Below are 14,198 nucleotides of genomic sequence, written 5' to 3'. Positions count from 1 at the left end.
GGCTGACTTGCAGAAGTGCAAGCCCTGATCGGAAAAGAGGTTCCGGGTGTTGCGAAAACGCCCGGAACCATCGTGCAAAGTTGTGATGAAGTCCAAGTTCGAAACACTTTCGTTACGCAGGGTAACGAGCACCAAAATGGCCCTGCAAGCCCCGTAAAATGGCACTTTGGCCTGTTTGGTCATAGGCTCGCGGAGTTGATGAAAAAGTGCTTTTCAGCTGTAACTTTTGATTTATATACTCGGGATCGCGGTCGCCTTCGGGCGTTATTCGAATTACCTTCCAACGCGCCTTGAGCCGGGTCGGATGATGAGGAAAACGTTCAGTCGGACGAACCGTTGAAGTCCTCATTTCGGGGGCCACCCAAAAATAATAGGCAAGTTGGAGAGTGTGGTAATGGCTGATCGTGAGGTCGGAACCGTCAAGTGGTTCAATGACGCCAAAGGTTATGGATTCATTCAACGCGATAGCGGTCCGGACGTTTTCGTTCACTACCGTGCCATTCGTGGCGATGGTCACCGCTCCCTGGTCGAAGGCCAGAAAGTGGAGTTCTCGGTGATCCAGGGTCAGAAAGGCCTCCAGGCGGAAGACGTCGCCAAGGTCTGAGCCCCCGAAAACAAAGGCCCGTCCAATGGACGGGCCTTTGTTTTTAAAGCCTTGCCGGTGCCGGTATCAGCCCGTGCGCCAGGTAATCTCTTCGACGCCCGCGGCGGTCACCTTCAGCCAGCGGTCCGCGTCTTCCTCGCCCTGATCCTCGCTCCAGCTGCCCGGTGCGCAGCGCACTTCGACTTCCAGTGCTGCACAGGCGTCGCGGGCGCAGGCGACATCGTCGTCCCACGGCGTGGCATCGCTGTCCAGGAACAGGCTGTTCCACTTGCCCACGGCCTTGGGCAGCCAGGTCACCGGAATGCTACCGGCGCTGCACTTGAAGGTCTCGCCCTGGGCGCGCCATTCGGAGCAGGGGCCAAGTGCCTTTTCCAGCCAGGCGGCGACGGCGGCCTGGTCGGCATCCTTGATGTAGATCTCGATATCCGGTTGGCGCATGGCGTCCTCGTAAGCCGGTTTCAGGCCGGTGTCAGGGTTCTTGGCGTTCAAGCCAATCGTAGCGTACCGCGACCGTCACCTCGAAGGGCTCGGCCAGGATGCGCTCGCGTCGCTCGGCGTTGACCCGCCAGCCGTGGGGCGTCATCGCCAGCAGGTGCTCGCGGGCTTCGCGGGTTTCCAGTGGCAGCTTGAAGCTCAGTTGTTCGGTGTGCGCAGGCTTGAGTTCTTCGGGCAGATCGGCGAGGTGCTTGTCCTCGACGTACTCGCGCACTTCGTCGTACAGGCGCTGGCGCAGCTCCAGCAGGTGATCGCGGGCCGGGCCCAGGCGCAGCACGCCGCCGCCGGGAGTAAGCAGGCGCGTGGCTTCCTTCCAGTCGATGGGGCTGAACACGCTGGCCAGCAGTTGGCAGGATGCATCGGCCAGCGGCACGCGGGCCATGCTGGCGACCATCCAGGTCAGCTGCGGGGCGCGTTTACAAGCGCGTTTCACTGCCTCGCGGGAGATATCCAGCGCGTAGCCGTCGGCCTGGGGCAGGGCTTCGCCCAGTTGCGCGGTGTAATAGCCCTCGCCGCAACCGATATCCAGCCAACGGCCGGGGTTGCGCTCGGCGGCCAGCTCGGCCAGGCGGCGAGCCAGCGGCGCGTAGTGGCCGGCACCGAGGAAGTAGCGGCGCGCCTCGACCATGGCGGCGTTGTCGCCCGGATCGAGGCTCTTCTTGTGCTGCACCGGCAGCAGGTTCAGGTAACCCTGGCGAGCGCGGTCGAAACGATGCCCGGCCGGGCAGGCGACTCCGTTGTCGACCTCAGTCAGCGCCTCGCGGCACAGCGGGCAGATCAGCATCACTTCTTCCCCTGGGTCGGCCCCAGCGGCTGCGGCAGGTCGTTGCGCAGCACGGTCGGCAGCGAACGGCGGCGCTGGGCGATCTGGTAGACGCGCAGGGCGTAGCGGCGCTCGGCGGCCGGGGCCGGCGGCGGGGTGTCGGGGCGGGTGGCGCCGAGGCAGAAGTTCTTGTTGGTTCCACTCATGCCAGCAGTCGCACCAGGGTCTGATAGTAGATTTCGGTCAGGACATCGAGGTCGCTGGCCAGTACGCGTTCGTCCACCTGGTGGATGGTGGCGTTCACTGGGCCGAGCTCGACCACCTGGGTACCCATGGTGGCGATGAAGCGCCCGTCGGAGGTGCCGCCGGAGGTGGACGGGGTGGTTTCGCGGCCGGTGACGGTGAGGATCGCGGCGGCCACGCCATCGAGCAGCTCACCCGGTTGGGTGAGGAACGGCAGGCCGGACAGTGCCCAGTCGATGTGCCAGTCCAAGCCGTGCTTGTCGAGGATGGCGGCGACGCGCTGCTGCAGGCCTTCCACGGTGGATTCGGTGGAGAAGCGGAAGTTGAAGATCACCTTCAGCTCGCCCGGGATCACGTTGGTGGCGCCGGTGCCGCCATTGATGTTGGAGATCTGGAAGCTGGTCGGCGGGAAGTAGTCGTTGCCGTTGTCCCAGTGTTCGGCGGCGAGTTCCGCCAGGGCCGGGGCGGCGAGGTGGATCGGGTTCTTCGCCAGGTGCGGGTAGGCCACGTGGCCCTGCTTGCCGCGCACGGTGAGGGTGGCGCCCAGCGATCCACGGCGGCCGTTCTTGACGATGTCACCCACAAGGGTGGTGCTGGACGGCTCGCCGACGATGCACCAGTCCAGGCGCTCGTTGCGTGCCTTCAGGCGCTCGACCACGGCCTTGGTGCCGTGATGGGCCGGGCCTTCCTCGTCGCTGGTGATCAGGTAGGCGATGCTGCCGCGATGGTCCGGGTAGTCGGCGACGAAGCGTTCGGTGGCGATGATCATCGACGCCAGGCTGCCTTTCATGTCTGCCGCGCCACGGCCGCAGAGCATGCCGTCGGCGTCGATCAGCGCGTCGAAGGGCTGGTGCTGCCAGGCCTGCTCGGGGCCGGTGGGGACCACGTCGGTATGGCCGGCGAAGCACAGCACCGGGCCATTGACGCCGTCGCGGCCCTGGCGCAGGGCCCAGAAGTTATCCACCTCTTCGATGCGCATGGGTTCCAGGGCGAAACCGCAGGCGCCCAGGCGCTGCATCATCAGCTGCTGGCAGTCGGCATCGACCGGCGTGACGGAGGGACGGCGAATCAGCTCGCAGGCGAGGGCCAGTGTCGGCGAGAGGGACATTGAGGGCATCCTGGGGGTGGAACGGAAAAAGGCGCCCATCTTAAATCAAAAACGCCGGCGATTGGCCGGCGTTCTTGGGAGTAGACAAGTGGTGCCTCAGCTCGCCTGTGCGGCATCCGCTGCCGGCGCCTCCTGCGGACCCGGCGCCGAGGACAGCAGCGCCATCACCAGGGCTGCCAGGTAGGGCAGGGACTGCACCAGGAGCATGGCCACCCAGAACATCATGTCCCGGCTCGGCACGCCCTGCACCAGCACGATGCCCAGCGCGGCGCCCCACAGCAGCAGCATGATGAACACCTCCTCACGCGCCTCGGCGAGTGCCACGAGGATGCCGTGGTTGGAGGCCATCTTCGGCGTGCGGAAGAACGGGATGGTCTTGGTGAACGCCCCGTAGAGCACCGCCTTGGCGATGGTGTGCGATAGCGCCAGGCCCGCCACGGCCGCCTGGAACGAACGCAGCAGGTTCACGCCCACGGCGCGGCGGTAGAGGAACATGATCTTGCCGAACTTGAAGAAGAACAGCGCCAGCGGCGGGATGGCGAAGATCAGCAGCGGCGGGTCGACCCGCTTGGGCACGATGATCATCGCCGAGGACCAGAGCAGCGCACCGACGGTGAAGAAGATGTTCATGCCATCGGCGATCCACGGCAGCCAACCGGCGATGAAGTGGTAGCGCTGGCCGAGGGTGAGCTTGCTGTCCTTGCCCTGGAACAGGGCGCGGGCGTGGCCCTTCATGATCTGGATGGCGCCGTAGGCCCAGCGGAAGCGCTGTTTCTTGTAGTCGATGAAGGTGTCCGGCATCAGGCCCTTGCCGAAGCTCTGGTGCGAGTAGGCGGCCGAATAGCCTTTCTCGAACACCCGTAGGCCCAGCTCGGCGTCCTCGCAGATGGTCCAGTCGGCCCACTTCAGCTCGTCCATCACGGTGCGGCGGATCATGGTCATGGTGCCGTGCTGGATGATCGCGTCACGGTCGTTGCGGGTGACCATGCCGATGTGGAAGAAGCCCTTGTACTCGGCGTAGCAGAGCTTCTTGAAGACGTTCTCCTCGCCGTCGCGGTAGTCCTGCGGCGATTGCACCACGGCGATCTTGGGATCACTGAAGTGCGGCACCATCTGCTTGAGCCAGTTCGGTTCGACGCAGTAGTCGGCGTCGATCACCGCGACCACTTCGGCGTCCGGCGCGGTGTGCGGCAGGATGTAGTTCAGCGCGCCGCCCTTGAAGCCGGCCAGCGGCGCAACATGGAAGAAGCGGAAGCGCGGGCCGAGCACTTCGCAGTAGTCGCGCACGGGCTCCCAGACGGCCGGGTCCTTGGTGTTGTTGTCGATGATCAGGACTTCGTAGTCCGGGTAATCGAGCTTGGCCAGGGCATCCAGGGTCTTCTTCAGCATCTCCGGCGGTTCGTTGTAGCAGGGCACATGTACCGACACCTTGGGGCGATAGCTGGTGTCGGTCAGCACCGGGTCGAACGGCCGGCGGCGCTTGCGCACCCAGACGGTCTCGGCCAGTTCATGGGCCTCGGTGAGCAGCACGATGAACACGCCCAGCGCGCCGATACCCAGCAGGCCACCAACGGTCATGCTGAACCAGGTGCTGTATTGCTGGCTGTAGTCGTAGGCGATCCACACCAGCACCGAGCCGCCGGCGAAGGCGACTACGGTGAGGAAGGTGCGGCCGCGCTGGCGCAGGGCGCTGCCGTCGATCATCAGCAGGGTCAGGGCGAGCAGCGCCATCACCACCGAGGCCACCGCCAGGGCGCGCCACTGCGGGATGTTCACTACCGGCCCGTCGAAGTTGAACTTCGGCTGGCGCTGGGCGTTGTAGACGCCCCAGTAGGCGCCTACCGAGCCTTCGTCACCGACCTTCCACGGCTGGTCGAAGGCTTCGACGACGAAGTAGTTGTAGCCCTTCTTGTTCAGCGCGTTGGTCAGCCGGCGCAGGTAGATGGCCTGGTCCGCCTGGGTGGCGTCGGCGCCGCCGCGCATGCGGCCGTTGCTCGGCCAGCCGACTTCGGCCAGCAGCAGCGGCTTGCGCGGGAACTTGGCGCGCAGTTCGCGGGCGCGGTCGAGGACGAACTGCACCGAGTTGTCCATCGGGGTGAATTCCCAGTAGGGCAGCACGTGGGCGGCGATCAGGTCGACGTGCTTGGCCATCTCCGGGTACTTCTCGTAGATGTGCCACTGCTCGGCGGTGGTGACGGGCACCTTCACCGCCTTGCGCACGCGGTCCAGGTAGCCGGTCAGTTGCTCGACCGTGACCTCGCGGCGGAACAGCGCTTCGTTGCCGACGATCACCCGCACCACACTGCGCGAGTTGTTGGCGATCTCGATGCCGCGTTCGATCTCGGCCTCGTTCTCGGCTTCGTCCGGGCCGATCCAGATCCCCAGGCTGACGCGCATGCCGACCTCCTCGGCCAGGCGCGGGATGTCGGCCAGCGAGCCCTTCACCGAGTAGGTGCGGATGTTGTCGGTCTGCTTCGATACCAGTTCCAGGTCAGAACGGATCTCGTCGTCGCTGGGGAACTGGTTCTTCTGCGGATTCTGGTTCAGGCGGAAGGGCGAGAAGGAGAATCCGGAAATGCTCTCCGGCCAGTCGGGAACGCTGACGGGACGGTTGTACAGGGCCCAGAAGCCGGTGAAGAGCGCCGCGAGGGCGACGAAGACCACCAGGTTGAGGCCGAACTTGCGTGCAGGCATGGTGCGATCGGGTTCCAAAGGGTGGAACGGGGAGGGGCCGGAACGGCGTCCGGTCGGGGCGCATCCTACCCCGCACTCCAGGTGCTGTACAGGTTGCCGGCGGTCCGCCGCAGCAGGGCGTCGGACGCTGGCTTCCGACAGTTTAGAATGGGCTGTAGGCGCGTGTATGAGACTGCCAAAAATCAGCTTTGTTGCATGCTGGCTGAGGGTGGCGCCAAAACGGCAACAGACCCTATAGAATGCCGGCCGTTTCGATGCGAGGTGTGGTGAATGGAACTGGATGAACAGCGTTTCGGCGGTATCGCACGGCTGTACGGCCGCGAGGGCCTGGAACGGCTGGCGGCCAGCCATGTGGCGGTGGTCGGGATTGGTGGCGTCGGCTCCTGGGCGGCCGAGGCGCTGGCGCGCAGCGGGGTAGGTGAGATTTCGCTGTTCGACCTCGACGACGTCTGCGTCACCAACACCAATCGCCAGATCCATGCGTTGCAGGGCGCCGTGGGCAAAGCCAAGGTCGAGGTGATGGCTGAGCGTCTGAAGGCGATCAATCCGGGCATCGTCGTGCATGCCGTTGCTGATTTCGTCACCCGCGAGACCATGGCGGACTACATCACCCCTGAGCTGGACTGCGTGATCGACTGCATCGACAGCGTCGCCGCCAAGGCCGCGCTGATCGCCTGGTGCAAGCGCCGCAAGCTGCAGATCATCACCACCGGCGGCGCAGGCGGGCAGGTCGATCCGACACAGATCCAGGTCGCCGACCTCAACAAGACCTTCAATGACCCGCTGGCCGCCAAGGTCCGCTCCATGCTGCGTCGCGACTACAACTTCTCGCGCACTCCGGGCCGCCATTACAGCGTGCAATGCGTGTTCTCCACCGAGCAACTGCGCTACCCCAAGCCGGACGGCACCGTGTGCCAGTCCAAGAGCTTCGTCGGCGAAGGGGTGAAGCTGGACTGCGCCGGCGGCTTCGGCGCGGTGATGATGGTCACCGCGACCTTCGGCATGGTCGCGGCGGCACGGGCGGTGGACAAGATCGTGGCCGGGGCGCGGCGGCCGTCGGAGCGCACTGCGGGCTGAATGCTCTTGTAGGAGCGAGCTTGCTCGCGAACCGCTTAACGCTATTGCCGCCGGGTAGTCCAATTCGCGAGCAAGCTCGCTCCTACGAAAAGCGCTGGCTTCGGAGGCGTAGGGCGTACAACCGTTCGCGGTTGTACGCCGTTACACCGCGGTTGCCGGCTGGAGTCCCGATGGAGTTCGAAGTGCTCCGCGGCAGGTTTCCAGGTTGGAATCCGAGCGGTCGGGGGGCAAGTTCAAGCGGCGTATAAGGTCGGACGTTATACGCCCGATGCCTCGATCAACTCCTGCATGCGCTTCAGAACTGCATTCAACCCATTGCTGCGCGATGGCGACAGTTGCCGACCGAGGCCGAGCTGATTGAACCAGTCCGGGAGGTCGATGTTGGCCAGCTCATCGGCCGGCAGACCTTCCACCCGCACCAGCAGCAACGCCAGCAGCCCACGCAGCAGCCGCGCATCGCTATAGGCGCGGAAGTGCCAGAGGCCGCCGCGCGGGTCGGCGACCAGCCAGACATTGCTCTCGCAGCCATGTACGCGGTGTTCGTCGCTGCGTTCGGCGTCGCTTAGTGGCTCCAGGCGTTCGCCCCATTGCATCAGCAGGCGTGCGCGCTGGTCCCAACCCTGCTGCGCGGTGAAGGCCTGCAGCGCTTCGTTAGCGGCGGCGGGCAGGCTCATCGCAGCAGCTCCAGGGCACTGTCCAGGGCGTGGAAGAAGCGCTCCAGATCGGCGCCGTCGTTGTACAGGCCGAGGGAGACGCGTAGGGCGCCGGCGACGTCGAGGGTCTTCATCAATGGCATGGCACAGTGGTGCCCCGCGCGTACGGCGATGCCCTGTTCGGTGAGCAGGTGGCCGAGGTCGGCAACGTGCACGCCCTCGACCACGAAGCTGGCCAGCGCCACGTCCGGTTCGCCCAGCACGCGCACGCCGTCGCGGGCGCGCAGGCCGGCCAGCAGGCGGGCATGGAGGAAGTCTTCGTGGGCACTGGCTTCGGCGCTGTCCTGGCGGGTCAGCCATTCAAGCGTGGCGCCGAGGGCGATCACGGAGCCGATGGGTGGGGTTCCGGCCTCGAAGCCGATCGGGGCGCTGTGGAACTGCGCATCGAAGTAGTCCGCCACGCGCACCATCTCGCCGCCGAACTGCCAGTGGGCCAGGCGCTCCAGGGCTTCCGCGCGGCCCCAGAGCAGGCCGAGACCTTCCGGGCCGTAGAGCTTGTGGCTGGAGCAGACGTAGTAGTCGCAGCCCAGCGCGGACAGGTTGTGCCGGCCGTGGACCACGCCCTGTGCGCCGTCGACTACGGTCATCGCACCGTGCTGCCGAGCCATCTGCAGCAGTTCCGGCAGCGGTTGCCAGGTGCCGAGCACGTTGGACAGCTGGCTGACGGCGAGCAGTCGCGTGCGCGGACCTATCAGGCTCGCGGCACGCTCCAGGTCGATGCGCCCGCTGCGATCCAGCGGCAGGACTACCAGTTTCAGCCCGCGCCTGAGCGCCAGTTGTTGCCAGGGCAGCAGGTTGGCATGGTGCTCCAGGGCGCTGATCACGATCTCGTCGCCGACCTGGAACTGGCTTTCCAGGCCATAGGCCAGCAGGTTCAGCGCTTCGGTGGCGCCGCCGGTGAAGATGATCTGCGCCGGGCTGCCGCCGTTCAGCCAGTTGGCCGCCAGGGTGCGGGTGGCCTCGAAGGCGCGGGTGGCGCGTTCGCCGGGCAGGTGCTGGGCGCGGTGCACGTTGGCGGCGCCGCTGGCGTAGTAGCCGGCCAGGGCATCGATCATGGCCTGGGGCTTCTGGGCGGTGGCGGCGCTGTCGAGGTAGGTCTGGCCTTCGGCCTCGAAGGCGGCGAGGGCCGGGAAGTCGGAGCGCCAGGGCGAGGGAATGGACATGGGCGTGTGGCCGGTTGCGGAAAATGGAAAACGGGGGCCGCAGCCCCCGTTTTTCAAGCTTAGTGCGAACCCCGCGCGAGCGGGGTGCACAAGCTTAGTTGTGCGCGTGCAGCGCTTCGTTCAGTTCGATCGCGGTCTTGTTGGTCTTGCACTCGACCGCGCCGGTCTGGGAGTTGCGGCGGAACAGCAGGTCCGGCTGGCCAGCCAGGTCGCGGCCCTTGACCACTTTCACCAGGTTGTTCTGGTCGTCCAGCACGGCGATCTTGGTGCCGGCGGTGACGTACAGGCCGGCTTCGACGATGTTGCGGTCGCCCAGCGGGATGCCGATGCCAGCGTTGGCGCCGATCAGGCAGCCTTCGCCGACGCTGATGACGATGTTGCCGCCGCCCGACAGGGTGCCCATGGTGGAGCAGCCGCCGCCCAGGTCCGAGCCCTTGCCGACGAACACGCCAGCGGAGACGCGGCCTTCGATCATGCCCGGGCCTTCGGTGCCGGCGTTGAAGTTGACGAAGCCTTCGTGCATCACGGTGGTGCCTTCACCGATGTAGGCGCCCAGGCGTACGCGGGCGGTGTCGGCGATGCGCACGCCGGCCGGGACCACGTAGTCGGTCATCTTCGGGAATTTGTCGACGGAGAAGACGTCCAGCAGCTTGCCCTTCAGGCGCGCTTCGAGCTGCAGCTCTGCCAGTTCGGTCAGGTCGATGGCGCCCTGGTTGGTCCAGGCCACGTTCGGCAGCAGCGGGAAGATGCCGGTCAGGTTCAGGCCGTGCGGCTTGACCAGGCGGTGGGACAGCAGGTGCAGCTTGAGGTACGCCTCCGGGGTGGAGCTGGGGGCGGCGTCTTCGGCCAGCAGGGTGGCGACCAGCGGCTTCTGGCTTTCGGCCAGGCGGTTGAGCAGGGCGGCCTGGGCGTTGTCGATGCCCTTCAGGGCGTCGGCCAGTTGGTAGGCCTGGTGGGCGCTGAAGGCGATCGCCTGGTTGCCGCCCTCGTAGGCCAGCAGCGGGGTGATCGCGGCGACCAGTTCGGCGTTGGGCTTGAGCAGCGGCTGCGCGTAGAAGACTTCCAGCCAGTTGCCCTGGCGGTTCTGGGTGCCGACACCGAAGGCCAGGCTGAACAGGGATTTCGACATGTGGGTGCTTCCTTAAAAAAGAAAATCTCGAAGAAAGTAACAGGTCAGGCCGGACGGCGGCTGAGCAGCAGGCCCAGCCCGGCGCTGCCCAGCAGCGCGGCACAACCACGGTTGAACAGGCGCCGGGCGCGAGCGCCGGCGAGCAGCTTGCCGAGGTGGACCCCGGCGAGCCCGTAAAGGGCGATGGCCAGCCATTCCAGGAGCAGGAAGGCTGCGCCAAGCTGGGCGAACTGGGCGCCCACGGCCTGGTTCGGATCGACGAACTGCGGCAGGAAGGCGGTGAAGATCAGGATTGCCTTGGGATTGCCGGCGGCGACCCAGAATTCCTGGCGCGTCAGGCGCCAGAGGCTGCTGGCGGGCGTCGGCGCGCCGTCGATGCCGAGGTCGGCGGTCGGTGCGCGCCAGAGCTGGATAGCCAGCCACAGCAGGTAGGTGGCGCCTACTACCTTGATCACCAGGAACAGCCAGGCCGAAGCCTGCAGCACCAATGCCAGGCCGGAGGCGGCCAGGGCCAGCATGCCGGCGAATGCCAGCAGGCGCCCGCTGCCCGCCAGCGTCGCGCGCAGCAGGCCGAAACGGGCGGCGTTGTTCAGTGACAGCAGGTTGTTCGGTCCCGGCGCCAGGTTCAGGGCGAAGCAGGCGGGGAGGAACAGGGCCCAGGCGATGCTCATGGTGGGACGACTCAGGCCAGCGCAGCGGCGTAGTTGTCGGGCTTGAAGCCGACCAGGGTGCGGCCGCCCAGGTCGAGCACCGGGCGCTTGATCATCGACGGCTGGGCGAGCATCAGGTCGATCGCCTTGGCTTGGTCGAGATTGGCTTTCTGCACGTCGTCGAGCTTGCGGAAGGTGGTGCCGGCGCGGTTCAGGATGGTTTCCCAGCCGTGCTCGCCGCACCATTGCTCCAGGTGCGCGCGGTCTATTCCGCTAGTCTTGTAGTCGTGAAAGGCGTAGTCGACGCCATGCTCGTCCAGCCAGGTGCGGGCTTTCTTCATGGTGTCGCAGGCCTTGATGCCGTACAGCGTCCGCTGACTCACGGGGCGCATCTCCTTTTCATGCTTTTCTTCAGGCGCGGGATTATGCCATTTCCCGATGCCTTGGGGGATGCCGGTGGGAATCCGGTGGTGTGCAACAGTCTGTTGTCGATCCGGTGGCTGATCCGCCGCTACGCCGATGGTTCAATGGAGCGCTGTGCCGGGAGTTCGTCGATGCAAACCGTTTACACCGTGCTGATCCTGCTGTTGACCGTAGGGGGGACGCGGCTCGCCGCGCAGCTGATCCCGCTGCCGTTGCCATTGATCCAGATCGCCGCCGGCGCAGCGCTGGCCTGGCCGAGCCTGGGGCTGCACGTGGCACTGGACCCCGAGCTCTTCATGTTCCTGTTCATCCCGCCGCTGCTGTTCGTCGACGGCTGGCGCATGCCCAAGGGCGAGTTCTGGAAGATGCGCGGGCCGATCCTGGCCCTGGCGTTCGCCCTGGTGTTGATCACGGTGGTGGTCGGTGGCGCCTTCATCCATCTGCTGATCCCGGAGATTCCCTGGGCCGCGGCCTTCGCCCTGGCGGCGGTGCTGTCGCCCACCGACGCGCTGGCGGTTTCGGCCATCGCCCAGAATCGCCTGCCCAGACGCCTGATGCATGTCCTCCAGGGCGAGGCGCTGATGAATGACGCCTCGGGTCTGGTGGCCTTCAAGTTCGCCATCGCCGCGGCAATGACGGGAACCTTCTCGCTGATGGACGCCAGCCTGTCGTTCCTGTTGGTGGCGTTGGGCGGCCTGGCCTGCGGGGTGCTGCTGAGCTGGCTGCTGGGGCGCATCCGCGGCTGGATGATCCGCCGTGGCTGGGATGATCCTGCGACCCATGTGGTGCTGATGCTGCTGTTGCCGTTCGCTTCCTACATGGTCGCCGAGGAGGTGGGCGTCTCCGGCATCCTTGCCGCGGTAGCGGCCGGCATGATGCAGAGCTGGGTCGATCTGCTGCCACGGCAGACCAACACCCGGCTGCTCAACCGCAGCGTGTGGTCGATGCTGGAATTCGCCTTCAACGGCGTCGTGTTCCTTCTGCTCGGCCTGCAGTTGCCCGACATCCTCAAGTCGGTGGCGCACCACTCCGACGACATGCTCTGGCGCTCGTCGCTGCTGCTGTTCTATGTGCTGGCGGTCTTCGCGGCGTTGCTGGTGCTGCGTTTCGCCTGGGTCTGGTGCTACTGGAAGGTTTCGGTGCGTTTCGAACGCTGGTGGGGTGTCGAACTGGGCGGGCGGCCGGGTGAGCCGACCTTGCGCCTGTCGGCGATTTCCGCACTGGGCGGGGTGCGCGGGGCGGTAACCCTGGCGGGGGTGCTCTCGGTGCCCTTGCTGCTGGGGGACGGTTCGCCGTTTCCGCAGCGTGACCTGATCATTTTCATTGCCGCCGGGGTGATCCTGATTTCACTGCTGGCGGCGACCATCGGCCTGCCGATCCTGCTGCGCGGACTGCCTGCGGCGAGCAATGACCGGCGTGAGCTGGAAGTGCAGCAGGTGTGGCGCAAGACCGCCGCGGCGGCGATCCACATGCTGGAAAACGACGAGTTGCCGGTCAAGGAAAGCACCGACGCCGAAGAGACAGCGCGGCTTGCGGAGGTGAAGGCGAAGCTCATGGCCGAGTACCGACACGAGCTGGATCCGGCCCCGGACAGCCTGGAAGCCCGCGAGCGCGCCCGTGCCCTGGAGCTGGCCGATCAGGCGCTGCGCATCAAGGCGCTGAGAGCCCAGCGTCTGGAGCTGTACCGGATGCGCCGGGAGCACGAGATCGACGACGAAATCCTGCGCGGGGTACTGGGGGAGTTGGATAACCAGGAGGCCTGGGTGACCAGCAAGGCAGGGCGCTGGGTGTAGGGCGTATAACGCTCCGCGTTATACACCGTTTGACCTGGGTTGCAGTGCGCTCCGAATTTGGCCTCGGAGCCGGCAGAGGATCGCGGTGAGTCGGCGTACAGCCGCAAACGGTTGTACGCCCTGCGATCAGAGGCCTTGCACGTAGCGCTTGATGCGCTCGGCCGCTTCCATGCATTCCGCCAGCGGAGCCACCAGTGCCATGCGCACACGGTTGGCGCCGGGGTTCTCGCCGTTCACTTCGCGGGACAGGTACGAACCCGGCACAACGGTGACGTGCTGCGCATCGAACAGGCCACGGCAGAACTCGGTGTCGGCGATCGGCGTCTTCGCCCACAGGTAGAAGCTGCCGTCCGGGCGCTGCACGTCGAGCACGCCGGTGAGGATGTCCAGCACGGCATCGAACTTCTCGCGGTACATGTCGCGGTTGGCCCGCACGTGGTCCTCATCCTTCCAGGCGGCGACGCTGGCGAGCTGGGTCTGCACCGGCATGGCGCAGCCATGGTAGGTGCGGTACAGCAGGAATTTCTTCAGCACTTCGGCGTCGCCAGCAACGAAGCCCGAGCGCAGGCCCGGCAGGTTCGAACGCTTGGACAGGCTGTGGAACACCACGCAGCGCTTGAAGTCCGAGCGGCCGAGTTCGGCACAGGCGGTCAGCAGGCCGGCCGGCGGGTTCTGTTCGTCGAAGTACAGCTCGCTGTAGCACTCGTCGGCGGCGATCACGAAGTCGTGCTCGTCGGCCAGGGCGATCAGCTTCTTCAGGGTTTCCAACGGCACCAGCGCGCCAGTGGGATTGCCCGGCGAGCAGAGGAAGAGAATCTGGCAGCGTGCCCAGACCTCGGCCGGCACGGCGTCGAAGTCCGGGTTGAAGCCATTGGCTTCCCGGCAGGGCAGGTAGTGCGGTTCGGCGCCGGCGAGCAGGGCTGCGCCTTCGTAGATCTGGTAGAACGGGTTCGGGCTGATCACCAGGCCCTTGGCGTTGCGGTCAACCACGGTCTGGGTGAAGGCGAACAGCGCTTCACGGGTGCCGTTCACCGGCAGCACATGGCGCGCGGCGTCCAGCCAGCCGGCCGGCACCTTGAAGCGGCGCTCGCACCAGGCGGCGATGGCTTCGCGCAGGGCGGGGATGCCCAGGGTGGTCGGGTAGACGGCCAACTGGTCGAGGCTCTCGGCCAAGGCCTTGGCGACGAAGTCCGGCGAGCGGTGCTTGGGTTCGCCGATGGACAGCGCGATCGGCTTGAGATCCGCCGGCGGCTGGGCACCGGCCAGCAGGGCGCGGAGCTTCTCGAAGGGGTAGGGCTGGAGCGAGTCGAGGGCAGGATTCATGGGCAAGGCTCTTTCTTTCT

The 14,198-nt window shown here is 66.1% G+C and carries 14 protein-coding genes; 3 read left to right on the top strand and 11 right to left on the bottom strand.

Annotation, left to right across the window (positions count from 1 at the left end):
* Positions 1–394: 394 nt before the first annotated feature.
* Entirely contained in the window at positions 395–604 is a 210-nt protein-coding gene (locus SD196_RS20695; protein WP_015476243.1) for a cold-shock protein, read from the top strand.
* Positions 605–670: 66 nt separating this feature from the next.
* Here the strand turns inward: SD196_RS20695 and SD196_RS20690 are convergent, their stop codons facing one another.
* The 5 genes from SD196_RS20690 to SD196_RS20670 form a co-directional block, all read right to left on the bottom strand.
* The gene (locus SD196_RS20690) at positions 671–1,042 is read right to left on the bottom strand and encodes a hypothetical protein (protein ID WP_275608254.1); all 372 of its coding nucleotides are present in this window, start codon (positions 1,040–1,042) and stop codon (positions 671–673) included.
* Between the two features lie 31 nt (positions 1,043–1,073).
* Positions 1,074–1,883: a putative RNA methyltransferase gene (locus SD196_RS20685; RefSeq protein ID WP_275608253.1), complete on the bottom strand. Its 810-nt coding sequence runs from the start codon at positions 1,881–1,883 to the stop codon at positions 1,074–1,076.
* Positions 1,883–2,068: a hypothetical protein gene (locus tag SD196_RS20680; RefSeq protein ID WP_275608252.1), complete on the bottom strand. Its 186-nt coding sequence runs from the start codon at positions 2,066–2,068 to the stop codon at positions 1,883–1,885. Before SD196_RS20680 ends, SD196_RS20685 begins: the two co-directional genes overlap by 1 nt.
* Positions 2,065–3,222 carry a succinyl-diaminopimelate desuccinylase gene (gene dapE / locus SD196_RS20675; RefSeq protein ID WP_416310613.1) on the bottom strand — a complete coding sequence of 386 codons (1,158 nt, stop codon included), beginning with the start codon at positions 3,220–3,222 and terminating at the stop codon, positions 2,065–2,067. Before dapE ends, SD196_RS20680 begins: the two co-directional genes overlap by 4 nt.
* Before the next feature lie 87 nt (positions 3,223–3,309).
* Positions 3,310–5,907, bottom strand: coding sequence for a glycosyltransferase (locus tag SD196_RS20670; RefSeq protein WP_343572325.1), 2,598 nt, complete (start codon positions 5,905–5,907; stop codon positions 3,310–3,312).
* 270 nt (positions 5,908–6,177) lie between these two features.
* Here SD196_RS20670 and tcdA point away from each other — a divergent pair, with 270 nt between their 5' ends.
* The gene (tcdA, locus tag SD196_RS20665) at positions 6,178–6,984 is read left to right on the top strand and encodes a tRNA cyclic N6-threonylcarbamoyladenosine(37) synthase TcdA (protein ID WP_275608249.1); all 807 of its coding nucleotides are present in this window, start codon (positions 6,178–6,180) and stop codon (positions 6,982–6,984) included.
* A gap of 257 nt (positions 6,985–7,241) precedes the next feature.
* Here the strand turns inward: tcdA and SD196_RS20660 are convergent, their stop codons facing one another.
* The 5 genes from SD196_RS20660 to SD196_RS20640 all read right to left on the bottom strand — a co-directional run bounded on the left by SD196_RS20660 (position 7,242) and on the right by SD196_RS20640 (position 11,031).
* Complete coding sequence (locus SD196_RS20660; protein WP_275608248.1) at positions 7,242–7,658, bottom strand: SufE family protein; 417 nt, start codon at positions 7,656–7,658, stop codon at positions 7,242–7,244.
* On the bottom strand, positions 7,655–8,860 hold the full coding sequence (locus tag SD196_RS20655) for an aminotransferase class V-fold PLP-dependent enzyme (protein ID WP_275608247.1): 1,206 nt from the start codon (positions 8,858–8,860) through the stop codon (positions 7,655–7,657). Before SD196_RS20655 ends, SD196_RS20660 begins: the two co-directional genes overlap by 4 nt.
* Before the next feature lie 94 nt (positions 8,861–8,954).
* Positions 8,955–9,989: a 2,3,4,5-tetrahydropyridine-2,6-dicarboxylate N-succinyltransferase gene (dapD, locus tag SD196_RS20650; protein WP_275608246.1), complete on the bottom strand. Its 1,035-nt coding sequence runs from the start codon at positions 9,987–9,989 to the stop codon at positions 8,955–8,957.
* Between the two features lie 44 nt (positions 9,990–10,033).
* Positions 10,034–10,660 (bottom strand): LysE family translocator, encoded by a 627-nt coding sequence (locus tag SD196_RS20645; RefSeq protein WP_275608245.1) that lies wholly within the window; start codon positions 10,658–10,660, stop codon positions 10,034–10,036.
* An 11-nt stretch (positions 10,661–10,671) separates the two neighbouring features.
* Positions 10,672–11,031 (bottom strand): ArsC family reductase, encoded by a 360-nt coding sequence (locus tag SD196_RS20640; protein WP_275608244.1) that lies wholly within the window; start codon positions 11,029–11,031, stop codon positions 10,672–10,674.
* 162 nt (positions 11,032–11,193) lie between these two features.
* On the opposite strand from SD196_RS20640, the gene SD196_RS20635 reads away from it, so the two are divergent.
* Positions 11,194–12,855 (top strand): Na+/H+ antiporter, encoded by a 1,662-nt coding sequence (locus SD196_RS20635; RefSeq protein ID WP_331316859.1) that lies wholly within the window; start codon positions 11,194–11,196, stop codon positions 12,853–12,855.
* Positions 12,856–12,981: 126 nt separating this feature from the next.
* Here SD196_RS20635 and dapC read toward each other — a convergent pair whose 3' ends face one another.
* On the bottom strand, positions 12,982–14,178 hold the full coding sequence (gene dapC / locus SD196_RS20630) for a succinyldiaminopimelate transaminase (RefSeq protein ID WP_416310612.1): 1,197 nt from the start codon (positions 14,176–14,178) through the stop codon (positions 12,982–12,984).
* Between the last annotated feature and the right edge of the window lie 20 nt (positions 14,179–14,198).

The organism is Pseudomonas macauensis (genome assembly GCF_047902425.1).
Taxonomy (GTDB): Bacteria; Pseudomonadota; Gammaproteobacteria; order Pseudomonadales; family Pseudomonadaceae; genus Pseudomonas.
Note: the sequence above shows the minus strand (reverse complement) of the source record. Positions and strands in the feature narration are given on the sequence as shown.